The 23,960-nt window shown below is 70.1% G+C and carries 14 protein-coding genes and 1 pseudogene; 4 read left to right on the forward strand and 11 right to left on the reverse strand.

Annotation, left to right across the window (positions count from 1 at the left end; all coding sequences use genetic code 11):
- Positions 1 to 585: 585 nt before the first annotated feature.
- Complete coding sequence (locus tag ACWCXH_RS23675; protein ID WP_449803455.1) at positions 586 to 1,125, forward strand: hypothetical protein; 540 nt, start codon at positions 586 to 588, stop codon at positions 1,123 to 1,125.
- A 31-nt stretch (positions 1,126 to 1,156) separates the two neighbouring features.
- On the forward strand, positions 1,157 to 2,212 hold the full coding sequence (locus ACWCXH_RS23680; RefSeq protein ID WP_449803456.1) for a peptidase: 1,056 nt from the start codon (positions 1,157 to 1,159) through the stop codon (positions 2,210 to 2,212).
- 43 nt (positions 2,213 to 2,255) lie between these two features.
- Here the strand turns inward: ACWCXH_RS23680 and ACWCXH_RS23685 are convergent, their stop codons facing one another.
- From ACWCXH_RS23685 to ACWCXH_RS23715, 7 genes are all read right to left on the reverse strand, one after another.
- Positions 2,256 to 3,560, reverse strand: coding sequence for a hypothetical protein (locus ACWCXH_RS23685; protein ID WP_449803457.1), 1,305 nt, complete (start codon positions 3,558 to 3,560; stop codon positions 2,256 to 2,258).
- A 511-nt stretch (positions 3,561 to 4,071) separates the two neighbouring features.
- Entirely contained in the window at positions 4,072 to 4,725 is a 654-nt protein-coding gene (locus ACWCXH_RS23690) for an RICIN domain-containing protein (RefSeq protein WP_449803458.1), read from the reverse strand.
- A gap of 375 nt (positions 4,726 to 5,100) precedes the next feature.
- On the reverse strand, positions 5,101 to 6,492 hold the full coding sequence (locus ACWCXH_RS23695) for a Mu transposase domain-containing protein (protein WP_449803459.1): 1,392 nt from the start codon (positions 6,490 to 6,492) through the stop codon (positions 5,101 to 5,103).
- Positions 6,493 to 6,906: 414 nt separating this feature from the next.
- Positions 6,907 to 7,425, reverse strand: coding sequence for an ATP-binding protein (locus ACWCXH_RS23700; protein WP_449803460.1), 519 nt, complete (start codon positions 7,423 to 7,425; stop codon positions 6,907 to 6,909).
- On the reverse strand, positions 7,422 to 13,934 hold the full coding sequence (locus ACWCXH_RS23705; protein ID WP_449803461.1) for an SDR family NAD(P)-dependent oxidoreductase: 6,513 nt from the start codon (positions 13,932 to 13,934) through the stop codon (positions 7,422 to 7,424). The genes ACWCXH_RS23700 and ACWCXH_RS23705 overlap by 4 nt, the downstream gene beginning before the upstream one ends.
- A gap of 77 nt (positions 13,935 to 14,011) precedes the next feature.
- Positions 14,012 to 15,298: a beta-ketoacyl synthase N-terminal-like domain-containing protein gene (locus ACWCXH_RS23710; protein WP_449803534.1), complete on the reverse strand. Its 1,287-nt coding sequence runs from the start codon at positions 15,296 to 15,298 to the stop codon at positions 14,012 to 14,014.
- A gap of 232 nt (positions 15,299 to 15,530) precedes the next feature.
- Positions 15,531 to 15,743: a DUF5988 family protein gene (locus ACWCXH_RS23715; protein ID WP_449803535.1), complete on the reverse strand. Its 213-nt coding sequence runs from the start codon at positions 15,741 to 15,743 to the stop codon at positions 15,531 to 15,533.
- A gap of 633 nt (positions 15,744 to 16,376) precedes the next feature.
- Between ACWCXH_RS23715 and ACWCXH_RS23720 the strand changes: the two genes are divergently transcribed.
- Positions 16,377 to 16,874 carry an IPT/TIG domain-containing protein gene (locus ACWCXH_RS23720; protein ID WP_449803462.1) on the forward strand — a complete coding sequence of 166 codons (498 nt, stop codon included), beginning with the start codon at positions 16,377 to 16,379 and terminating at the stop codon, positions 16,872 to 16,874.
- Positions 16,875 to 17,031: 157 nt separating this feature from the next.
- Here ACWCXH_RS23720 and ACWCXH_RS23725 read toward each other — a convergent pair whose 3' ends face one another.
- Entirely contained in the window at positions 17,032 to 18,090 is a 1,059-nt protein-coding gene (locus ACWCXH_RS23725) for an IPT/TIG domain-containing protein (RefSeq protein ID WP_449803536.1), read from the reverse strand.
- A 9-nt stretch (positions 18,091 to 18,099) separates the two neighbouring features.
- Positions 18,100 to 18,297 (reverse strand): annotated as a pseudogene (locus ACWCXH_RS23730) (IPT/TIG domain-containing protein); the annotation flags it as partial.
- A gap of 301 nt (positions 18,298 to 18,598) precedes the next feature.
- Here ACWCXH_RS23730 and ACWCXH_RS23735 point away from each other — a divergent pair.
- Entirely contained in the window at positions 18,599 to 18,730 is a 132-nt protein-coding gene (locus tag ACWCXH_RS23735; protein ID WP_449803463.1) for a hypothetical protein, read from the forward strand.
- 1,518 nt (positions 18,731 to 20,248) lie between these two features.
- Here the strand turns inward: ACWCXH_RS23735 and ACWCXH_RS23740 are convergent.
- Both ACWCXH_RS23740 and ACWCXH_RS23745 read right to left on the reverse strand, forming a co-directional pair.
- Complete coding sequence (locus tag ACWCXH_RS23740) at positions 20,249 to 21,664, reverse strand: replicative DNA helicase (protein ID WP_449803464.1); 1,416 nt, start codon at positions 21,662 to 21,664, stop codon at positions 20,249 to 20,251.
- 83 nt (positions 21,665 to 21,747) lie between these two features.
- Positions 21,748 to 22,914 carry a helix-turn-helix domain-containing protein gene (locus ACWCXH_RS23745; protein WP_449803465.1) on the reverse strand — a complete coding sequence of 389 codons (1,167 nt, stop codon included), beginning with the start codon at positions 22,912 to 22,914 and terminating at the stop codon, positions 21,748 to 21,750.
- Positions 22,915 to 23,960: the final 1,046 nt, after the last annotated feature.

A 23,960-nucleotide genomic window follows, 5' to 3' on the forward strand; every position in this document is an offset into this window, starting at 1 on the left:
TCACCCACGGGCGCAGGGATTTGGGAGGGGGGTGCGGGGAGTCGCCGAAGGCGACCGTGCCGGGCGCTGCGACAGCGGCCGTCAGGGCCAGGACGACGAGCGCACGGTAGAGCCGCCTGAGGCGGCCAGGACGGTGGGACATGAGACACCTTCCTGAAGGGCACGGCGGGAGCCGGAGCGCCGGCATGACACGCATCACCGGCGTCGGGCTTGGAGGGAAGAGAGGCGAGGCAGCCGCCCGGTGCCGCGACACGCGGCTCAGGACGACATCACATTCGTCATCACGCTGCGCACGTACAATCCCCACTGAGCTGGCGTCAAAAACAAACGATGGAGCGGAATCTCGGACTTCTCTCTTCGGAATTCATGAGCGCGCATCTCATATGACTGCATTTCGCAAATCCTCACCGCCTGTCGATGATGCGTTCGTCTCCCGGCCCGACCCGGCCGGGCTCCCTTCCATGGTCGCGTTCGACCAGACGGAGGAATGACGTTTAGCCGCTGTGCGCGTACGGATATCACTAGGGGTCGCCACTGGGGCGATACCCGGACGGTTGCTGTTCCGGGCTTGGACGAGGAGAGCCCATGCGTATCCGATATTCCGTGGCCGCCGGAGCCGCGATGGTTGTCGCCAACACCGGAGTGGCCAGCGCCGCGCCCGGAGACACGGCGGTCACGTTCTCCGTCTCGGGTGGTTCGTTAGCGATCTCGGTCCCCGCCGGCCCGGTGGGCCTGGGAAGCGGACTGCCCGGAAACTCCATCAGCGGACAACTGGGCAATGTCACGGTCACCGACTCCCGAGCCCTGCTCACGGCGGCCTGGACCGCGTCCGCGATCTCCACCAGCTTCACGACGGGCGGCGGCACGGCCGCGGAGACGATCCCGGCCAGCGCGATCTCCTACTGGTCGGGAACCGCGAGCTCCACGACCGGCCTGGGCGTCTTCACGCCCGGCCAGGCCACGGCCGCCCAGGCCCAGAGCCTCAACGTCAGCCGCACCGCCTACAGCCTCACCGCGGGCACCGGCAACAACTCCGCGACGTGGAACCCCACGCTCGTCGTCGCGGTCCCTGCCAGCGCGGTGAACGGCACCTACACCGGGACGGTGACACATTCGATCGCGTAGCTCGGCGGGCCTGTGGTGTACGGCCGCAGCGGTGCTCGCGTTGGTCTGCGGCGCGGGCACCGCCACAGCCGAAGGCCCGGACCAGACGCCGCCTCCCACCATTGAGGGCAGCATCGGCCTCAAGTTGCTCGACGCGCCCCGGGACCGTGAGTCCGACCCTCGCGCACATATGTACATCGTGGACCACCTTGCGCCCGGCAGCGTCATCCACCGCCGGCTGCTGGTGACGAACACCTCCGACGTCGACCAGCATGTCGACCTCTACGCGGGCTCCGCCGCGGTCAACAGCGGCACCTTCACCGTCGATGCCGATCGCACCCAGAACGAGCTCACGACCTGGGTCTCGGTGGACGACTGTGTCTCGGATGCGGATGTATCCAGCAAGACGACGGACTGCGGCGCACCGGGCACCCGGCCGCCCACGCCGCCGTCCACCGCCGTGCGTGACATCCCGGCGCACGGCACGGCCGTGGTCCGCGTCAGCGTCCGGGTGCCGTCGAACGCGTCCGCCGGCGAGCGGTACGCAGTCTTCTGGGCACAGGTCGCGGGCCTTGCCGGCCCGGCTGCGAACGTCCGCCTGGTCAACCGCGTGGGAGCGCGGATCTACCTCGACGTCGGTCCCGGAGGCGAGCCGCCGTCCGACTTCCGGATCGAGGAGCTGACTCCCGCGCGCGCGCCCGACGGTACGCCGAAGTTGGTGGCCAAGGTCCACAACACCGGTCAGCGTGCCCTCGACCTGACCGGATCGATGTCGATGACCGACGGGCCTGGATCCCTCAGCGCCGGTCCCTTCACGGTGAACCTCGGCACCACGCTCGGCATCGACGAGACCGAGCCCGTGACTGTCCTCCTGGACAGGAAGCTGCCCGACGGCCCCTGGAAGGTCCACCTCACACTCGCCAGCGGTCTGATCCGACGCACCGCCACGGCCACCGTCACCTTCCCCAGCGGCTCCCAGGCCGGCGCGTCGGTCACGCCGGACACGGCGGACTCCCGATCGATGACGCCGGGCATGGCCGCGGGCGTGTCCGCCGTCCTTCTCCTGGTCGCCTGCGGCTGGACGGTTCGCCGCATGCGGGTGAGCTGAACCCGACAGGCCCGAACGGGCTCATCGGCAGGGGACGGCGCCATCAGGCGACGGAGTGGGTCACGGTGCCCGTGTAGGTGCCGTGAACCGCAGCGGCGGGGATGTTGACCACCAGCGTGGGGATCCAGCTCGTGGAGTTGTTCCCGCTGCCGGTGGAGGTGAAGGCGGTTCTCGCACTGTTGAGCGCCTGCGCGGCCGAGGCACTGCTCTCACCCGGCGTGGCCGTCACGGTCCCGTTCGTGTTCGTCGCGGCTCCGGACCAGTAGGAGACGTTCGAGGTGGTGATCGTCTCGGCGGACGTGGCGCCGCCGGTGGTGAAGTTCGTGGCGGACACCGTTGCTGTCCAGGTGCTGGTGCTCAGTCCTCGCTGGTCCGAGACGGTCACCGTGCCGAGGGCCGCGCTGAGGGTGCCCCCGGGCGCCGCGCTGCCCAGGCCTGCGGTGGTCGGCACGCTGATCGACAACGTGCCCGTGGTCGGAATGATGGTGATCTGGGAGCTGTTGCTGCCGTTGGTCTCGACGCTGTCCACGACCGCGCCGGTGAAGCTGGCCTTGCCTCCGGATGAGGCCGTCAGCTTCCCCGCGGCGGTGTAGAGCACACCGCCACCGGTGAGCCAGGTGCCGTTTCCGGTGACCGAGACCCCCGCGGTGTTGTTGCGGTCGGCGATGAGCGAAAGACCGGTGAAGGCCCCCGTGGTCGGTGCGCTGAGAGTGATCTTGCCTCCGCTCTGGTTGGTGAAGGCCGCACCGCTGGTGCCCGCCGCGCACGCGGTCGGGTAGGACGGGCAGGCGAGGTAGATCGTCACTCCCGTGCCGTTCACCTTCCCGCCGGAAATCGTCAAGCCGCTGGTGACGACGTACGTACCGGGATTGAGGGTGAGCGTGCCGGCCAGGGACGAGATGCTGGAGTACACCCCCGGACTGATCGTCTGGTTCCCCGAGACATGGTTGACCGAGGGGTACGGCGGAGTCGGCGTCGAAGGACAGGCCGACGCGGCCGGGCACTGGGCCAAGGCGGCGTAGGGGTCGGTACCGGCGGGCTGGTTGGTCGGGGCCGGGCTGTACGAGCCGCCGCTCGACGTGGCGAAGCCGGCCGGTGCCGCCGGGCCGCCGATGGTGCCCCCGTTCGCGATGACCGAGGTGGCACCACTGACGAGCGCGGCCTGACTGTTCGTCGAGTCGACCAGGATACTGCCGGTGACCTGGACGCTGCCGGGGTGGACGTACAGGGCGTCCGCAGCACTCGCATTGAGGACGCACAGACTCGCCGTACACGCAGTCGCGGCCCGGGCGGCCTCGGACGGACCGGTCACGACCCAGGCCAGCACGGACGTGAGGGCAAGGAGCATGGCATAGAACGCGTGCGACAGACGGCTCCGTCCACGCCTGCGGTTGAGGCCGACCGACCGAGGGGGCTGGGTAGTCGTCGTTCGCCGCGACACCTTGAACCGAACCGCCATCCCCCGGCCCGACCGCCCCTGCTCGCACCGGGCCCGCCGGATCCTCTCGAACAACGCCTCACGCGACCTGTGCACCAGCGGTCTCCCTGACCCGGACCGTGATCGACAAGCACAGCGTGACGGGCCGAACGGCCTGCGTACCCCGATTACTCCGAAAGCGGCATGTCACACACCATCACACCAGGTGGCGCCCAAACCCACTGAAAATCCAGTGGCCCCCGATCCCGCCGAAAGCGCGGTGCCCATCCACCCCGAAGAAATCAGCCCGTCACCGCCGTCCCGTCCCAGCCCACCGAGGTGGCCGCCGCCGTCACCGCCGGCGTGGGTGGCGCGCAACATGGGGCAGCAGCCGGGCCTAATCCCGACTACTGCCCCACGAGGACTGCTCGGTGTCGCCTGGTCAGATACTGGTCAGGGACCACCAGTTCTTGGCGTCGTTGCTGTTGGTGTCCAGCACCACGACCTGCTCGGGCAGGTTCTGGATCGGCGTCATGGCCTGTCGCGTGGAACGGTTGACGATCTTGTACAGGTTGGTGAACACCGAGTGCTCCAGCCCCCACTGGAACTCGAAGCTGTCGTTGCAGCTGGCCTGGGTCACGTACGTTCTGCCGAAGTAGGTGAAGGGGGCGGGTTTGAGGCACTTGCCGGTGGCGTTGTTACGGATGAGGAAGTAGCCGCTCAACAGCTCCTCGAACGTCCACTGGTCGCCGCGGGTGGCGCTGTTCCAGGCGACCACCCAGATGTTGTCGTCGTGGTCGTCGCCGAATCCCCAGGGGAGAAGGTGGCCGCTGGTGGCGGAGTTGACGACGGTGACCGGGCTGAACAGGTCGCCCGGCGCGGCGCTCGCGGGCGCGACCGATGTGCCGAGCAGCGCGGTCATCAGGCCGAGCAGGACGGCCAGACGCGCCACGATGATGCCGTGTCGCGGACGCCCGGCCGCAGCAGGGGCGAGAGTGGTGGGGGTGCTCTGCGCTCTGGCGTGCTCGCGGGATGCGCCGGCGATGGACGACCTGGCGGCTGTGCTGACGGCGCCCAGGGCGCGGTGGATACGCACGGGAAGACCTCCTGCAATGGCGTGGTCGAGGGACAGCGGAAGCCGCCCCAAACAGCCTGGCGGCACTGTCAGTAATCGCTAATGTGCAGTGTGTACTCCATGTTGCCCAAGGGGGATCACCCCTTTGGCGGGCGTGCGAAGCATTTCCTGGAGCGCGCTATGTGAATGACCGGCTGGCGGGACGATGGTGCGCCCGCCAAGCCGCATCAGCTGACCCCCGTAAAGTCAGGTCGGCATTGAGGTGTTTGGCGCTCGCCTTTCTGGTCACCTGTGGCAGCGCCGGGTTCACCCTGCCCACCGCCGACAAGCCAGCTTCCTCCGTCCTCACCCCCGTAGGGCCCCGCAGGGCCCCGACCGTGGGCCGCAGGCACCGCTTCACCGCTGGAAGACATCACGATCGTGGCCGGACCTGGGCGGAAGACGGTGCTGGGATGCTCGTCGGCCCTCAGCAGTCCGCTCCGATCGCTGTGGATACGCGGCACCGGAATCGGCTCCGCGTGGGAGAAGCGGATCCGCCTCCTGCTCCGCGGTGCGAGGGAGCGGCCTGGTGGGCTCCTCGCCGTCGTACCGGGCCAGGGCCTGGGCCTCGGCCAGGGCGGCCCGGGACCGTGGGCGGAGGATTCTGCCTGCCGTGCAGGTCTGCGCCCTCGCACCGAAGGTCCGGGTGGGCCGTTCCAGAGTGACGGAGCCGCTGCGCCCGGCGACCGTGTGGCCTGCCCCTCTCGGGGCCCTCAGGAAGCACGCGATGACCGCCCCGCGGGTGGTCGTGATCGACAGGTGGGGTTCGTCCAGCCGCCAGCGGATCCCTACCTCGCTACCGGCGAGATCTGCGGGGAGCAGGTAGAAGTTGCCCTCGAACGACACGAGTCCGTGAAGATCGACCCTGCGCTGAACGCAGATGCGAGCCGGGAACGGGACTGCGGGCAGGGGCAGCAAAGCCCGGGCGTCGCAGCCTGCCCGTCGACGCCAGCCGTCCGAGCGTTCGGCGAGACGGTCGAGGCTGTCCTGTGCCGCCTGCATGCCGAGATCGCCGGCCGTGGTGTCCCACCAGTGAAGGACGATGGAGCGGCGGGCACGGGTGGCGGGGACGGACGGTCCCGTCCGCGGGCGGATCGCGATGGAGGCGGCGTAATAGATCGCGATCTCGTGGAAGGCGGCGGTCACCTTGCCGGCCGGTGAGCAGACGGGAGGAGTCCGGTCGAATAACCAGCGCTCACCGGTGCCGCCCAGCCGACGCAGTACCTGGTCCACGGCTTCGACGCAGTGCGGGAGGTCGTTGGCGTCGGTCAGGGCCGCCCGCCAGCGGCCGGATCGCGTGAGCGAACCCATGAGCAGGTACGCCTGGCGCCCGTAGTCCCATTCGACCGGCGGGGCCGGGAGCTGCACCCAGTCGAACTGCACGTCCTCCGTAGTGCCGCGGGTGGGGCTGGCCCTGCCCGGGTGGCAGAGTCCGCAGCGCGGCCGCGTCAGATACTTGCGCAGGGCGCGGGTGAAGGTCGAATAGGCGCCGTCGTAGCCCAGCTCGACGATCTCGCTGTGAAGAACGTTCGCCCGCAGGTGCGGATCGTCGTCGAGCCGCTGCTGGCAGTACGGGACGAATCGCAAGAACTCGTTATGGGCCACCGCTCGGACCCCTACGGTCCGCTCTCCGTTGAGATAGGCCCTGACCGTCTTGCGGTCACGCCCCAGACATCGGGCGATCGCCGAGACGGACCAACCCTGGCGACGCAGGGTGCAAACCTCTCTGTACTCCTCTGAGCTGAGCACCCAAACCCCTAACTGTCGAACTTCACCACCACAAAGTGCCTTGAATTAGCGACGACCGGGAGACATGGTCGAAATATAGCACGTGGCCCAACCGCCCCCCAGGGGAGAAAACGTTTCTGCTGAAATATGTCATGGGTAATTTCAGAGATTTTGAGCCACCGTCATACTGGCAAGGATCACCGCCTCCGACCTGCGAAATCAGCGGCACAAGCCACCCCTCTGCGGAGTTTTGCCGAGCATTGCGAGAATTGCATATTGAAGGACGCCAGAATCGTGCGCACACAGGGATTGGCGGTGAATCGTTCATGCCGCAAAACCGGTGTTCGCCGCCCCGCCCCCCACCCGGCAAGCGGGGGGCGAACCGGCAGTCGGTGCGGCTGGTGGCAGCCGGCGTGGGACACGACGCGCGCCGTCTCACAACGACAATCGGCAGGAGACGGTCTTGGTTCCGTCGGGATGGAAACGGCAGGCCCAGGAGCCGGCGATGCTCTCGACCAGAAGCAGGCCGCGCCCGCCTTCTTGACAGGTGGTTGCCTGGTGCGCTCGGGGAACGGCCGTCGAGCGGTCTCGAACACCGATCAACAGCCACCGCTGGTCGAGCGCGATCGTCACCCGGATCGGCTGCTCGCTGTCGGTGTGCCGGATCGCGTTCGTCAGAAGCTCAGTGGTCAGGAGTTCGGCGTCATCGGTGAGGTGCGCCATCTCCCAGTGGCTGAGAATTGCCTTCACGGCGCGGCGCACGGGCTGCAGTTGATGGGGCTCCGGAAACACGAACATGGAGATGTGCCGTCCCTGTACGTCACGTGCGTCCATGCTCGGCGAGTCTGTGGTGGTCATGTCCGTCCCCTGGTTCCACTCCCCCGGCGAAGCCGGGATCCCGTCCTTCACGGTCCGTCGGCGGTTCGGCGCGCTCGCAGCCTGGAGTGCGCTCATGATTTCTTCCTCGGAGGCCTGGTGCCGACCGGGGCGTCCGGCGACTCGGCCGGCTGTGGTGGGCGGGGACCGATGAGGTCCACGGCCGGGGATGCGGTGCCGTCGGGGGGAGCCGGAGAGGCGTCGGCGGTCAGGCTGACGCCGATCTGCTGGGCGAGGCCGTCGGCGAGAGTTGCCAGGGTGGGGTGGGCCGCGACGAAGTCGCCGGCGAGTCTGACGCCGAGCGAGGCCTCCAGGCGGGTGCGCAGTTCGATGCGGAGCAGGGAATCGAACCCGAGTGCCTTCAACGGGGTCTGCGGGTCCAGGGTGCTGGCCCCCAGTCGCAGGACGGTGCGGATGTGTTCGGCCAGGTAGTCCTCGAGGACCGTGCGGCGGGCGAGGCCGGGTTCCGCGGACTGCAGCTCGCCCCGGATGTCGCGCGCGGCATCCTGCGAGACCGTCTGCGCAGGGGTGTCGGGCGCCTCGGGCATGAGGAGCGCGAAAAGGGAGGACTTCCGGCCTGCCGGGGGGATCCAGGTGTCCGGCGGGCCGGGGACAACACCGGTGCGCACGCGGCTGTGGGTCAGGAGCGCCGCGAGGGCCGTGAGCCCCTCGGCGGTGGGGATGGTCTGGTAGCCGCGGGTCGCGAAGCCGGTGGCGACCCCGGTTTCGCCCCAGGGCCCCCAGTTCACGGCCAACGTGGGCAGGTCCTGGGCGGTGCGCCAGGTGGCGAACGCGTCGAGCCACGCGTTGGCGGCCGAGTAGGCGCCCTGGCCCGGGTTGCCGAACAGGGACGCCATGGAGGAGTACAGGACGAACCAGTCCAGCGACAGCCGGGCGGTGGCCTGGTGCAGACGCCAGGCACCGGTGGCCTTGGGGTGCCAGACGCGTTCGAGCTGGTCGTCGGTGATGTTGGCCACCGCAGCGTCGTCGAGGACCATCGCGGCGTGGATGACGCCGCGCAGTGTCCCGCCGTCGGCGGTGGCTTCGGCCACCAGCTGCTCGGCGACCCCGGGCTGGGCGATGTCACCGAGCACGACGCTGACGCGGGTTCCCCGTTCGCGCAGTCCGGCGAGGACCCGTTCGGTGTCGGCCGAGGGCGGTGTCCGTCCGTTGAGAACGAGGTGGGTGGCGCCCTGGTCTGCCAGCCAGCGGGCCGTGGCGAGGCCGACGCCGCGCAGGCCTCCGGTGATGAGGTAGGCGCCGTCCGCTCGGACCGGTGAGGGCGCTTCGCGCAGTACGGCAGTGGTGCTGCCTTCGCCGGGTACTGTCAGGACCAGTTTGCCGATGTGCCCGGCACCGGCCATGAGGCGGAAGGCATCGGAGGCCTGCGCGAGCGGATGGGTGCGGCAGGGCAGCGGGGTGAGGGCGCCCCGGTCGAACTCCGCCAAGACCTCGCGCATCACCTCGGCGAAGGTGTCCGCGCGGGTGTGCTGGAGCTCGACGAGGTCGACCGTGCTCATGGTGATGTTGTGCCGTAGTGGTGCGAGACCCAGCGGGGTGTCGGCGAGAATGTCGCGCACACCCAGCTCGACGAATCTGCCGAAGGGCCGCAGCGTCTCCAGCCCGGCCCTGATGGCTCGCCCGGAGAGGGAGTTGAGGACCACGTCGACCCCCTCTCCCCCGGTGAGGGCGCGGGTCTGCTCGGCGAAGTCCAGCGAGCGGGAGTCCATGATGTGCGGGATGCCCATCGCACGCAGGTACAGGCGCTTTTCCTCGCTGCCGGCGGTGGCGAACACCTCGGCGCCCAGGCGCCGCGCGACCGCGATCGCGGCCAGTCCGGTCCCGCCGGTGGCGCTGTGGATCAGGACACGCTCACCGCTGCTGAGCCTGGCGACGTGGCGCAGTGCGTACCAGGCGGTGAGGTAGGCGATGGGCAGGCCGGCGGCCGTCTCCGCGGACAGGCCCTCCGGGATGGGGGCGACGGCGGCCGCGGGCACGGTGGTGAAGGTGGTGAAGAGACCGCCCCGCACGTCGACGACGAGGACGCTGTCGCCGGCGCACAGGTGCCTGACGCCCGGTCCGACGGCGGTGATCACGCCGGTGGCCTCGAAGCCGATGCGGTAGCCAGCTTCCTCGTCGGTCGCCAGCATGCCCATGGCGGTGAGCACGTCGCGGAAGTTCACGCCCGCGGCGTGGAGCCGCAGTTCGACCTCTCCGGGGCCGGGGGCCCGTCGTGGGGTGGTGGTCAGGCGCAGGGCGTCGAGGTCGCCGAGCCGCTCCGCGTGGAGCTGGAAGCGGTCGATGCCGTAGCGCACGGTGCGGGTGACAGCAGTGGCGCGTTCGGTTTCGGACAGGGGGGTGTAGGCCAGCCGGGCGATGTGGCGGGCGTCCCCGCGCAGGGCTATCTCGTCCTCGGGGGGGTCGGTGAGGAGTTCGGCCGCGAGCCGGTGCAGGTCGACGTCAGCGCGGTCGGCGTCGATGAGGGTCGCTCGCAGCTCCGGGTGTTCGTGTGTCAGGACGCGTACGAGTCCGCGCACGGCGCTCTGGGCGGGGTCGGCGGGTTGCCCCGGCTGCGGATCGTGGGCGGATCGGGTGACGGCGAACAGGCGTGTGGGCCCGCTGTGCGCGATCGTGCTCTGGGCGGCGGCGAGCAGGCGGCGGGTGCGGCGCAGTGCGATCGCGTCGGTGTCGTCCTCGGGCGCGGGCGGTGCGCACAGGAGGACCACGGCGCACGGTGCGGGCGAGGAGTCCCAGTGCCGGGTGATGGTCTGCTTGAGCTGCGGGAGGGTGGCGGCGTCGACGGGGAGGTCGAGGACCTCGGCGCGTGCCCCGGCGTGGTCGAGGGCGTCCGCCAGTGTCCGGGCGGATCCGTCCGCTTCGCCGATGACGAGCCAGGATCCCGGGTCGGCGGGTTCGGGGCGCTCCCGGCGCGGCACGGGCTGCCATTGGGTTTCGAGGAACCACCGGTCGACGGTTTCGCGGGCTCCCCCGCCGTGGCGCATGAAGCGCAGTGCGTCGATCTCGACGAGGGGATTTCCCGCCTCGTCCAGCAGCCGCACGTCTCCGACGATGCTGTCGGCAGTGGTGTGGGTGAGCCGGGCGTGCGCGTAGCGGGCGTCCTCGGGAGCTCCGAGGATCCGCACGGCCCCCACGTGGACGGGCAGCACCAGGCCGTGGCCTGACTCGTGGATCAGGCCGGCGACGACGAGCTGGGCGCACAGGTCCAGGAGGACCGGGTGGATCCGAAGGCCGTGACGGGCGCTCTGTGCCGGGGCCGGCAGCGTCACGCGGGCCCAGAAGCTGTCGCCCTGGGCGGAGCTGCGCAGTTCGGTGATGCCGCTGAAGGCCGGGCCGTGCTCCAGGCCCCGTGCGCGCAGGCTCGCGTAGAGGGCGTGCGGATCCAGGACGACGTGGTGGTCGGCGGCCAGTGCGGCCACGGAGAACGCGGGTTTCCGGGGGGATGCGTCGATGCGGCGCAGCTCGGCGGTCGCCTGCCGCACCCAGGCTCCGTCCTTGTCCTGACCGAAGATTTCGCAGGCGGCGCGGTCGGTGCCGGTGAGGGTGACGGTCGTTCCGACGGGCGTGCGGGCGTCGAGGTGCAGCAGCTCGCGGAAGTGGATGTCGGTCGCTTCTATATCGTGCGCGGCGCCGTGGAGGGCCTCGCCGGCGGCGGTCAGGGCCAGGGCGATGTAGGCGGCGCCGGGCAGGACCGGCTGGCCGTGGACGCGGTGGTCGGCCATCCAGGGCAGGACGTCGGTGCCGGTGTCGGCGTGCCAGGTGTGGCGCGGTTGGTCGCCGGGCACGTCGGTGTGCGTGCCCGGCAGGGCGGCGGGTGCGCGTTCGGCGTGCTGGGAGGCCGCTCGGGGCGGGGCGACGTCGGTCCAGTGGGGACGGCGGTCGAAGGTGAGCGCGGGTACGTCGGTCAGGTGGCCGTCGGCGTAGAGGCGGGACCAGTCGACGCTGACCCCCGCGCAGTGCAGGGCGGCGAGCTGGGTGCGGAAGGTGGTGCGTTCGTCCTCCCTCTTGCGCAGCGTCGGCAGGATCACGGGCTCGTGGAGCAGGCCGGTCAGGCTCCTGGCGAGGGGGTGGGTGACGACGGGTTGTGGCGAGACCTCCACGTACACCTGGTGGCGGTCGGCGGCGGCCGCGGCCACGGCGGCGTGGAAGCGTACGGGTCGGCGCAGGTTGGCGCACCAGTAGGCGGCGTCGAAGAGGGGGGTGGCGCGGGGGTTGTCCAGGACGGTGGTGTAGAAGGGGATGGCCGGTTGGCCGGGGGTGAGCCCGGCGAGGGCGGTGGCGAGGTCGGCGAGCAGCGGGTCGACCTGGGGGCAGTGCGAGGCGACGTCGACGTCGATCATGCGTACCACGACTTCGCGGGCCTGCCAGGTGGCGCTCAGGTCCCGGATGGCGGCCACGGGGCCGGCGACGACGGTCGAGTCGGGCGCGGCGACGACGGCCACGGACACCGTGTCGGCGCCGATGGCGGCGAGCTCGTTCTCGATGGTCGCGCTGTCGAGGCCGACGCTCGCCATGGCGCCGGCCCCGGCTATGCGGGTGAGGAGAGCGGATCGTCGGCAGATGACGCGCACGCCGTCGGCGAGGGTGAGTGCTCCGGCGGTGACCGCGGCCGCGACCTCGCCCATGGAATGGCCGATGACGGCGGCCGGCTCGACCCCGTGGTCGCGCCAGGTGGCGGCCAGGGCGACCTGCAGGGCGAACAGCGCGGGTTGCACGCGGCCGCAGCCGCTGATGTGTTCCCGGTCGCGGACGGCTCGCAGGACGGAGAACCCGGTTTCGGCGGTGATCAGCGCATCGGCCTCGGCCAGGGCCTCGGCGAAGGCCGGCTCGTGGCGGAGCAGGCCGTGTCCCATGCCCTGCCACTGCGAGCCCTGACCGGAGAACACCCAGACGGGGCGGCGGCTGACGCCCGCGCCCACGTGGCCGCGTACGACGCCGGGGTGGGCTTGGCCGGCTTCGAAGGAACGCAGGGCGTGGGTCAGCTCGGCGCGGGAGCCGGCCACCACCCCGAGCCGGCCGTGCCCGGGGGAACGACGCAGGGCGAGGGTGTGGCCGATGTCGTGCAGGGGCACGGCGGCTCCCTCGGCCTCCAGCCAGTGGGCCAGGCGTGCGGCGGCGGTGGGCAGTGCGTCCGGGGAGCCGGCGGCCAGGAGGAGGACGTGGGGCGGGGTGGTCTGTTCCTGCGGTGGCGATGTGTCGACGGGGACGGCGTCCGCGTTGGTGGCGGTGCCGGTGGTGGGAGCGCTGGGGAGGACGGCGGCGCGGCTGCGGGTGGGGGCCTGTTCGAGGATCACGTGGGCGTTGGTCCCGGAGAAGCCGAAGGAGGAGACGGCGGCCAGTCGCGAGGCCGTCAGGGTGGGCCAGGCGGCCAGCTCGGTGGGGACGAACAGGCGGGTGCCCTGGGCGTTGATGGCCGGGTTCCAGCGGGTGAAGTTCAGGTTGGGCGGGACGAGCCCGCGCTGAAGGCAGAGCACTGCCTTGATCAGGCCGATGACTCCGGCCGCCGGTTCCAGGTGGCCCACGTTCGTCTTCACCGAACCCAGCGCGCAGCGGCCCTGTCCCACACCGTAGACCGCGGCCAGGCTCGAGAACTCGACGGGGTCGCCGACGGGTGTGCCGGTGCCGTGCGTCTCCACCAGGCCCACTTCGCGCGGGTCGGTTCCGGCTCGGGCGAGGGCCTGGTGGTACAGGGCCTGCTGGGCCTCGGCGGAGGGCGAGGCCAGGACGTCGGAGCGACCGTCCTGGTTGACGGCCGAACCGCGGACCAGGGCCAGGATGCGGTCGTCGTCCCGCAGCGCGTCCTCCAGACGTTTGAGGACGACGACGCCACAGCCCTCGCCGCGTACGAAGCCGTCCGCGGCGGCGTCGAAGGTCCGGCAGCGACCGGTGGGCGAGAGCATCCCCATGCGGGCGAAGGACATCGTCGTCCTCGCGCCGAGCATGAGGGTGACGCCGCCGGCCAGTGCGAGATCGCACTCGTCGTTGCGCAGGGCCTGACAGGCCAGATGGACCGCCACGAGCGAGGACGAGCACGCGGTGTCCAGTGCGACACAGGGGCCCTGCAGGCCCAGCAGGTAGGAGATGCGCCCTGGGGCGACGCAGTGCCCGTTGGTCAGGATCGCGCCCTCGAGTTCGCTGGGTTGGCCGGCGAGGGACTCCATGTAGTCGGTGTAGCTCAGGCCCGAGAACAGTCCCGTGGAGGTTCCGGCCAGTTGCTCCGGGGGGAATCCGGCGTGTTCGAGTGCCTCCCACGTCACCTCCAGGAGCAGCCGGTGCTGGGGGTCCAGAACGTCGGCCTCCTTGCCCGAGACCCCGAAGAAGTCGGCGTCGAAACCGGCGACGTCGCGAAGGTAGCCTCCCCACCGCGGCATCGCCCCGGCGGCGCCGACCGGAGCCGAGGCGATCTGCCCTGCGCGGGTGATCGGCGGTTCGCCGACCGCGTCCTGGCCGTCCTCGAGCAGCCGCCACAGCGCGGCGGGCGAGTCGATGTCGCGGGGAAGGCGGCATCCCATGCCGACGACGGCGATGGGCGCATCAGCGGCTCTCGGGTTCTCTGCGTGGCCTATCACGTGGGTCTCCTACGCGCTTGCACGAACGTGGGTGGGGAGCGCTCGCCGTCCCGCGGCGCGGTCGGCGGCGGCCGGGGTCAGTCGGCGTCCGAACTGCCCAGCAGGATCGCGCTCTTGACACCTCCGATCTGGTAGTTGCAGGTCAGTGCGTAGTCGAACTCCACGTACCGGGTGTGGACGCCGGGGACGGGATCGAAGCAGATGTTGTCGGCCGGCTCCTCGCAGTTCGCGGTGGGGCACACCTCGCCCTGTTCCAGCATCAGGAGGGTCAGGGCGACGCCCAGAGCCCCCGCCGGGGCGCCGTTGTGGCCGAAGCAGGCTTCCTGGGAGGTCATCAGGAGGCCTTCGACGGCGTCGCCGTAGAGCTGTCGGACCGCGTTCGCCTCGAACGCGGTCACGACGACGTCGCCGTCGCTGCCGCCGTGGATGTAGGGGATCTGGCCGATGTTCCACCGGTCGCCGAGGCACGTGCGGATGGCGGCGACCAGTGAGGCACCGCTCTCGTCGCTCGCCAGCGGATTGGACAGGCCGTCACGGGTCATGCCGTGCGACAGGACCTGGCCGTAGGTGTACGCCCCGCGGCGCTGGGCGCGGTCGCGGCTCTCCAGCACCAGGGTCACCGATCCCTCCCCGTGGTTCACGCAGTCGGCCCGCCGGTCGTAGGGCCTCATGACCCGGTCGAAGGCCGGGAGGAGCTCGGGCATGCCGTCGACGCGGATGGAGTCGTAGGCACGCTGGGCACCGTGCAGCAGGCGTTGGACGTTCTGGATCACGTCCACACCGAAGACGTCGACGCCGGTGACGACGGCGAGGTCGATGTCACCGTCCGCGATCATGCGGCGGGCGTTGCCGATCTGGACGGCGGAGGACGCGCAGCCGCACGAGACGGTGAAGCAGGGGCCGGTCGTGCGCATCAGCGCCCCTTGGACCAGTGCCACGTCAGAGGGGGTGAGTCCCTGCTGGGCTCTGACGAACAGCTCCATCGCCTGGTGCGGGGTCGTGGTGCTCGCGTCGGCGTGCAGGACTTCGAGGTAGCTGGGGACGTTGGCATCGATGCCCCCGCGTCCGACCAGGACCGCGGCGTCGGTGAGGTCGCCGTTGCGGATGCTCAGCTGGGCGTCCCTGCAGGCTTCCACGAGGGAGACCAGTCCGTAGCGGTGGGCGTTGGTGTAGTGCCGGGAGAAGATGCCCGGCAGTTCGGGCAGGCGCTCCGCGAACGCCGTCTCCGGCAGGTCGACGGAGCCGTAGTAGACGCCGTGGTGCTTCAGGCACGAGCGGCCGTTGGAGGCCACGTCCCAGACTTCGTCCACTGTGAACAGCGGATGCTCTTCGCCCGGCAGGCAGAACCCCATGCCGGTGACCATGGTGTCCCGCTCGCCGGCGACGCCTCGTGGGCGCCGGCCGGAGGGCCCGCTCACGACGCGCGCCCAGGGGCGCAGGGCGGACGCTCGTTGCGTCCTCGCGCAGGAAGGTCGCTGATCACTGCTCACCTCGGGGTGTGGGGGATGGGGTGATGCGGGACGGCGCCGCGCTGGTGTGCGGCTCCTGGGGCCCGGCGTCCGCGTCGGATGCCGGGGAAGGCGGTGACGGGCGCTGCTACTCGGCAACGGCGGTCCGGTACGACCACCGGTAGACCGGCATCAGCATGCCCCCGACGTCTTTGAAGCCCCGCGTGAGCTCGAAGTGCTCGTAGCCGTTCCCGCGCGGGATTTTCAACCGATCTTCAATGACCTCGGATTCCACTTCTTGAATCTCGGGAATGTCGCTCGGACCTCCGCTGAGGAAGACGAGCAGGCGGTGGGACGTCATACTCACCTCACCAATTCAAGACACTCGGAATTCTTCGGGAGGGTCCAGCAGTGCACTGATCGCACGCGCTCCAAATACCCGCTCAGATGGTGGCTAACCCAGGAAACCAAGCGGCGCGCACAGTGAGCCAGGGGCGCGCACCACAACAGGCCACCACTGGCCACCTGGACGTAGCGCACCGGCAAACCGTGATTCACATCACGCACACCAGAAATCGCCGTGGTAAATAAATATGAATAATTCGACATGCTCGCGCCGAATCTCCAGGTGGCATGCATCGCAGCAGGTCAGAGCGATGCTCAAGCTGGCATCCGTGCACGTCCTCATCGACCGAAGGCGCTTCTCGGGCAATTCCTGTACGGATCATCAGGGAATCCGTCGACGGGCGGCCGGAGGGCATCCGAATCGCGCTCACCAAAAATGGCCAGGGGCAAGCCCTTCAATCACCACAGATTCCACCGAGCGGGGCACCGAAGAGATTGCGCGCCCCTGAAGGGGTCGGACGCTCCACCTTCAGCGAATAACCTATTGCCGCTCGCCGACGTCCGAACCTACCGTGAGGAAAACGCCTCGTCGACTTGGCCAAAATGGTCTTGTCCGGCGTTCTTCAGAGATCGGGAAAGAGGAACCCCCATGTCTCCGATTCTCCTCGCCATCGTCCCCTCGCAGGGCCCGACGACCGGGGGCAACCCCGTGCTCCTGGTCGGCACCGGCTTCACCGGTGCCACCGCGGTCCTGTTCGGCGCCACCCCCGCGACCTTCACCGTCCAGTTCGACGGCGCCATCACCGCCGTCGCCCCGCCCGGAACCGGAACCGTCCCGGTGACGGTGATCACCGGTGCGGGAACCAGCAACGCGGCCAGCTACACCTACCAGCCGGCGGCCCCGCCGGTCATCCTCGCGCTCGTGCCGCCGGTCGGCCTGGCCACGGGCGGCCTGCCCGTCCTCATCGTCGGCCACGGCCTGGCCGGTGCGACGTCGGTCCTGTTCGGCGCCACCCCGGCCACCAACTTCACCGTCCTGGGCGACGGCGCCATCCTGGCCGTCTCCCCGCCCGGAACCGGAACCGTCGCGGTGACGGTGACCACGGGTGCCGGCACCAGCACCGGCGCCTCCTACACCTACCTGTAGGGGTTTCGGTCGCCGGTCCTGGTGGACAGGACCGGCGACCGGGTGACAGCAGTGAGCTCCGACAGCAGACCGGCTGTCGGAGCTCACTGCTTGTCGGACGCGGTTGCGGGCGGCCGATGCCCGCGCCGTTCCCGCAGGGGCGGCCACCCGCACCGGCTCAGATCGTCGGTGGGGCGGTGTAGTTGTAGGAGAGGCTGTTGCTGGTACCGCCGGGGGTGGTCACCGTCACCTGCACCGTGCCGGAACCGGCCGGCGCCGTGGCGACCAGGTAGCTGTCGGACACGACGGTGAAGGCGGCCGGCGCGGACCCGAAAGTGACCGCGGTGGCGGCGCTCAGCCCGGTGCCCCCCACCGTGACCGTGGTCCCGCCCGAGGTCGGCCCCGCGGCGGGAACCACACTCGCCAGGTGGGGAACGGAAACGTAGGTGAACGCGACGCCGTCGCTGGTGCCACCGTGCGTCGTCACCGTCACCTGCACCGTCCCCGAGCCCGAGCCCGCCGGCACCGTGGCGGTGATCTGCGTTGCCGACACCACGGTGAACGACGAGGCCGCGACGGCACCGAACCGCACCGCCGTCGCCCCCAGCAGATTGCTGCCCGTGAGGGTGACGGTGGTTCCGGCGAGAACAGGCCCTTCGTCGGGGACGACAGCGGTGAGCTGGGGGGTGCTCAGGTAGTAGTAGAGCACCGGGGAGCTGACGCCACCGGGCGTGGTGACGGTGACGTCGACCGGCCCGGGCCCTCCGGTCGGCACCGTGGCGGTGATCTGCGTCGCCGACACCACAGTGAACGACGAGGCCGCGACGGCACCGAACCGCACCGCCGTCGCGCCCGTGAACCCGCCGCCCGTCAGCGTGACCGTATTGCCCCCGGACGCCGGTCCCTGGGCCGGGACGATCGTGGTCACCACCGGTCGGGCGGTGTAGGTGTAGGCGAGGCTGTTGCTGGTGCCGCCGGGGGTGGTCACCGTCACCTGCACCGTGCCGGAACCGGCCGGCGCCGTGGCGACCAGGTAGCTGTCGGACACGACGGTGAAGGCGGCCGGCGCGGACCCGAAGGTGACCGCGGTGGCGGCGCTCAGCCCGGTGCCCCCCACCGTGACCGTGGTCCCGCCCGAGGTCGGCCCCGCGGCGGGAACCACACTCGCCAGGTGGGGAACGGAAGCGTAGGTGAACGCGACGCCGTCGCTGGTGCCACCGTGCGTCGTCACCGTCACCTGCACCGTGCCCGAGCCCGAGCCCGCCGGCACCGTGGCAGTGATCTGCGAGTCCGACACCACGGTGAACGACGAGGCCGCGACGGCACCGAACCGCACCTCCGTCGCCCTCCAGAACCCGAGGCCAGCCAGCGTCACGACCGCCCCCGCCGCCCCCGACGCCGGACTGACCGAGAAGAGCTCCGGATTGTTGTGATGCTCAGCCATGACCTACCCCATGGAGTTGGGCAGCCTCTGAAGGCTGACGGGATGTCGTGTGTGCGCCAGGCGGCGAGAGCGCCGGTCCGGCGCTCAGGGACGCTCGGCCACGAGCGCCGAGGCGGGGTGAGCCCCGGTCGACGGAGGGAACATCGACCGGGGCCCGTCAGGGGTGGTGTACCGTCCAGGCGGCCCGGCCGCCCGCCCCGACAGGGCTTGTGCCGACTCGCGACCACCGTGCCGAGCCCGAGCGCGGACCGCTGGGAATCGGATTCCGGGCGGGGAGATGCAGGCGAGGGCGCCGACCTGTGTGCCGGTCCCACCGGTGGTGATCACCGTCATGCACTGGGCGTCGGCGGTCCCGGGCGGGGTGACGGCCGTCGGCCCGGTGTCCGGGACGACCGCCGACGGCGCGGGCGTGTCCGCCGTCAGAACCAGCTGAGCGGTCGCCAGGTGCGTTCCGGGCACCGTCACCGGAGTACCCCGGGGTCGGGCCGGAGTGTCCGGCATGAGGACGCTCAGCCGCCCGGTGTTCTCGTTGTCCGGCTCGCAGGCGGCCGGGGTACGACGTGGCCGGCCTGACGCCGTGGCGTACGGGAACCGGTACCGCCGTCGATCGACGAAGGCCGGCACGAGGGACCTTCTCCGCCCCCGGAACGGAGGAGCTCACCGCCGTCCGCCCGGTCACTGTCGCCGGGGCGCCCGCCTGTGCGGCCGCAACGCCTTCCTCGGCCGATCCGCGCCCGGCTCCGCCTGTGCTTGCCGTGGACGGACTCGGCCGAACGCACCGCACGCGACTCCCGCCCGGAAACCTGGTCATCGGTGGCCACGGTCACGCTCTCCGTGGTCAGCGGTCCGCTCGGGCGCTGACCGCCCGCCATCACCGTCGGTACGTACCACCCCAGCAGAAGCCCCCAGCGCCAGAGCGCCGGCGTCGCCCATCGACGGTCCGGGAGAAGGGAGTTGCCATGGCGTGTCGGCCGATTCCCGTCGGGTGCGCGACGCTCCCCCGGCCCGACGGCCGGGAAGTGTTCCCAGGGCACGCACCTCGCCGTGCCGACGTCGGCCGCCGATGCTCCGCGCGCGCTCCCTCCTCTGCCCTGCGATGCACGCACCTCAACACCGAGCGCCGATCCGCCGCGCATTGTCAGACACGCCTTGGACCAGCCGGTCGCCACACTGGCCAGCATGCTGTGGAACCTTTGGATTGCTCGCATGACGCCCGCCTCCTGGCGTATGTGAGCCGCCGCACCTGCCGGCACCGCTGAGGCGGCACCGGCAAGTGGATCCAAGTCCTCCACGGGGGCGCCCATCGCACAAGCCGTATGCGACCGCCGCCTGACGGACAGCGGACGCTGGCTATTGCGTTTCCCCCCGGGGAGGGATGGGCGGCCCGCCGGGTTGGATACAAAAAGTAATCCAGAGCCCCGAAATCGGTGACAAGCCTCCCGGCCCGCTTTCACCCGGTTGGCGCAGTGCCCGGCCAACTCCCACAACCACGGAAAATGGCCGGAACCGCGCCGCGCAGCCGACGTTCATCAGCAAAAGCTACCTGTCCGTGCGGAGATTTGCGCGCAAATTCCCCACCCGGCGAGATCACGACTTCCGCACGGGGACGGCCGTGAACCGACCCGCGCGGAACATGCGCGAGCAGGCGCCGCGACGCCGATTCAGCCGGGTTTCGTAAGCGCGACCGCGCGGCACCGCGACGGCGCCCCGCCGGCGATCTCCCCGGCCATGCCCGGGTCCGGCCCAAAACGCGGCGCGACCGGTGATGGATTCTCTCGAAAATTCCCCACCGTCTGCCGTTCGAAATGCCTATCTCGCTCATCAGATTTCCCAACCGAAATCTTCTGCTCGGGCATCCGCGCGCCCGGAGAAGGCCGACTCCACCGTCCCGAGCGGACCCGATGCCACTCGTGTACGGATGAAGACTCGATCCGGAACGCGTCACTCTCGGTCATGTGACATTGCGTGTCATGTCGACGAAGCGCGAGTAGTGGCCCTGGAACGCGACCGTCGCCGTGAACGTGCCACCCATGCGGTTCTTGGCCACAATCACGTCGGCCTCGCCGGCACGCGGAGACTCCTTCGTGTAGGCATCTTCCCGGTGCAGCAGGATGATCGCGCTGGCATTGGCCTCGATGCCCCCGGATTCCCGCAGGTCGGCCATGGCCGGTTTCCTGTCCGCACGCTGCTCGACGGATCGATTGAGCTGGGCGGCCACGATCACCGGAATGTTGAAAGCCTTCGCAAGCATCTTGAGGCCGCGGGCGAGTTCGTCGACCTCGGTCGCTCGACTGGAGGTCCGGCCGGTCTCGGGGGACATCAGCTGCAGGTAGTCGACCAGGAGGACGGCCGGCAGGCGTCCCTGGCACTGCAGGCGGCGCAGCCGAGAGCGCAGCCGGTGGATGCTGACCTCCTCGCTCGTGTCGACGGTCAGCGGAGGGGTGCCGGCCAAGGAGATGGCCCGTCGTCGCCGTGCCTTCTGCTCCGCGTCCAGGGTGCGGTTGCGGATGCTGTGCAGGGGGATACGGGCTTCGGCGGCGATCATGCGCTGCATGACCTGCGTGTGCGTCATCTCCAGGCTGTTCAGGTAGACCGGAAGGCGGTGGCGGATCGCGGCGTGCCGGGCCAGGTCGACCAGCATCACGGACTTTCCCATCGCGGGCCTGGCTCCGATGACGATCAGATCGCCGGGCTCGATGCGCAAGCCGGCTTCCAGATCCGCGTACGGCAGTGGCAGGAACGGGGCCGCTCCCGCGTTCTCCGCGGCGAACATCGCGTCGACCATCTCGGCCCAGTCCTTCACTTGATCGTCAGCGGTCTCGATTCCGCAGGTGACAGCCATGACCTCGGCTTGGGCGGTGTCCAGGACGGTTTCCAGTCGGCCTTCGGCGGCGTACCCCATGCCGGCGATCCGGGTGCCCGCCACGATCAGGCGTCGCAGCACGGCGCGCTCGTGGACGATCTCGGCGTAGTACTCCGCGTTGGCCGCGGTCGGGACGGAGCTGACCAAGGTGTGCAGGTAGCCCGGACCGCCGACCCGGCCGAGCTCGCCACGCTTGGTGAGCTCGTGTGCCAGGGTGATCGGGTCGGCCGGTTGGTTGGCCGCGTGCAGGTCGATGATCGCCTGGTGGATCAGGCCGTGCGCGGGTCGGTAGTAGTGCTCGGGTTTCAGCGCCATGTCCATCACGTCGTTGATGGCATCAGGGGAGAGCAGCATGCTGCCCAGGACGGAGTGCTCGGCCGCGAGGTCCTGCGGGGGGCGACGTTCCAAGCTCCGTTCTTCCTCCCCTCGGTGGTGTCCGTGGCCCGGGTGCGTCACCGGATCCGTCGGCGGCAGGTGCGGGGTGGTCTGTCGGGGAAGCCTCATGGTGATCTCCTGTCATTGCGAGGCGCGGACCGGCGGGGTCACGGGCGCCGCCGTCCCGTTCTCCGGCGTGCAGGGCCGACCGGTCAGGTCTTGCTGGGCATCGGTTGCGCGACGTAGGTGCAGGCACAGCGACCCGCGGTCTCCATGCCGTTGAACTGGCTGTAGACCCAGCCCTCGTCGCAATATCCGCAGAACGGCCGGAAAGGCGACTGCCGGGTGCTCCGGAAGACCGGCTCGGCCGGAGCGCCGGCGTACTGGGCCTTGGTGGCTTCGCCCAGACCGACCCAGGAGGGCTGCTCCGTTCCCATCCACATCGCCACCGCGATCAGCCACTCCACCGACCGGCCCTGCCGCACCAGCGTGGTCGCCGCCGCCGTGAAGTCCCGCAATGCCGTCGCCCGGCGGTGCGGGCCGAAGCCGGCGGCCTTGCGCGCGTTGATCCAGGTCGCGACGATCCGCTGGACCTGGGCGTCCTCGGCGGCGGATGCGTCGTCTTCCCGGGCCTCCCCGGGAACGGTCGTCGGATCCGCCGTGCCGCCGGGCACCCCGCAGGCCGCCGCGAGGCGGTTGTCCGGGTCGCTCTCCGTGCCGGTCTTCTTCCGCTTCCTCACCGTGGGCTGTCCTACGGACGGTCCGGAAGAAGAAGAGTGGACAGAGTTAGAGGACAGAGTTGGGGTGCTTGAAGCACCTCCTGCGGGTGCTTCAGGCACCGGGGTGCTTGAAGCACCCGGGTCAAAGACCTGTGAACCCGGCGAATTCGAGCAGGGGGTGCTCAAAGCACCCGGGAGGCCGGAAGCACCCCCCGAGGCATCCGGGTCGACTGACCGTTTCACCCCTTTGTCGACACGCGGCTTACGTGCCGGCGCGGGAGCGAGCGGGGGCCGGTCCTCGGCCGTCAACGGCCCCAGCCCGCGGTCGGCCCGGTCCTCGTTCACCCTCGCCAGCTGTTCGGGGCTGAAGAAGGAGAAGGGGATCATGATGTCGTACACCTTGGGCCGCAAGGACTTCGGGATGCGGAAGGCTGCCCGCTGATCGCCCTCACGGATGATGCCGCGGGCTTCCAACCGCCTCAGCCGGCGGGTGACCGTCGACTTGTCGCACAGACCTGCCCTGGCCAGCGAGTTCCGCGACGGATACGCATCGGTCCCGTCCGAGTTCGCCTTTCGCGCCAGCACGGTCAGCAGCAACCGCTCGTAGGGATCGGTCACCGGTGAATGTTCAAGGGCCCACTCCACGGCCAGAAAGCTCATCGCGGCACCGCCCTTCGGGCAAGGGGTGACGGGATCTGCCCCGCCTGCACGACGAGGAGAACCGCTGGGTAAGGAGAGCGATTGGAATCGAACATCTTGGTTCCACCTGGGCATGACGCGCTCGGAATGCGCGAGGCCGTGCCCGCTGGGGCTGAGGTCGCGGTACAGGGGACGAGCACCCGGTAGTCCTTAACCCGACCCGGGACGGATGAACCCGAGCTCGGAATGCGACCTGGTACCGCCTCGGTGGGATGTGCGTCGGAGCAACGCAGGGAACAGCGCGATGACCCCCGTCGGGGAGACGGGACGGGGCAGGACCCTCCGGGGCCGGGTCGCCGACCGGAATTGCGGGCACTCTCACACCGTCAGGCGTGGTCATCGTGTCGATCTCCTCTTCGCGACTTCAGCCATCCCGAGAGGATCAACCACTAACCGCTGCACCCGCAGACGCCGCTCCGAATCGCGATCCCCCCGGAGCGGGGCCGTAAATCCGGCAGCGGTCCAACCCTGGATCAATCGTCTTGCGGCCGCCAGGCAGCTCCCCCGTCGGGTCGGTCGCCGGTGAAGCGCTCGTGGTCGTCACGCACCTCGCCGCCGGCATCCTGGCGGGAAGTGCCCCCCTTCCGAGCCGAGCGGCCAGCTCCGGCAACCAGGGACCCGCCCGCCAGCGTGCCAGAAGAATATGCGTGACTCATAGTCACGAGTCAAGTGCGGAGCGCAGCTGGGGCGTGTGGAAGCATCTTCGGCTCTTCACGGGGCTTGGTACGCCGATGAAGGTGCTCAACGCAATCCCGACGCAGGCGGTTCCGTCACGGCCCGGCACGCCAGGAACACCGGGCGACGACGTACCGGTCGAGGGTCTCCATGGAGCGGGGCCGTGCGGGAGGTATCGCCAGGTGTCGGCAACGGCCCCACGTGGTTCAGTCCCGCGCCCCTCTGATCGGGTGACACCCTCGCACCGGCTCTTGCCACCCGTTCGAGGGCATGTGTCGCTTTGAGCAGGGAAACCACTGGGCCGCCCATCCCGTCCCGGCGACCTCGGGAGG

This window comes from Kitasatospora sp. NPDC001660 (assembly GCF_053596725.1).

Bases quoted from the DNA above. Each gene is read 5' to 3' on its own strand.
- ACWCXH_RS23675 (WP_449803455.1), top strand. From the start codon at position 586: ATGCGTATCCGATATTCCGTGGCCGCCGGAGCCGCGATGGTTGTCGCC.
- ACWCXH_RS23685 (WP_449803457.1), bottom strand. From the start codon at position 3,560: ATGCTCCTTGCCCTCACGTCCGTGCTGGCCTGGGTCGTGACCGGTCCG.
- ACWCXH_RS23700 (WP_449803460.1), bottom strand. From the start codon at position 7,425: ATGAGCGCACTCCAGGCTGCGAGCGCGCCGAACCGCCGACGGACCGTG.
- ACWCXH_RS23710 (WP_449803534.1), bottom strand. From the start codon at position 15,298: ATGGTCACCGGCATGGGGTTCTGCCTGCCGGGCGAAGAGCATCCGCTG.
- ACWCXH_RS23715 (WP_449803535.1), bottom strand. From the start codon at position 15,743: ATGACGTCCCACCGCCTGCTCGTCTTCCTCAGCGGAGGTCCGAGCGAC.
- ACWCXH_RS23720 (WP_449803462.1), top strand. From the start codon at position 16,377: ATGTCTCCGATTCTCCTCGCCATCGTCCCCTCGCAGGGCCCGACGACC.
- ACWCXH_RS23740 (WP_449803464.1), bottom strand. From the start codon at position 21,664: ATGAGGCTTCCCCGACAGACCACCCCGCACCTGCCGCCGACGGATCCG.
- ACWCXH_RS23745 (WP_449803465.1), bottom strand. From the start codon at position 22,914: ATGAGCTTTCTGGCCGTGGAGTGGGCCCTTGAACATTCACCGGTGACC.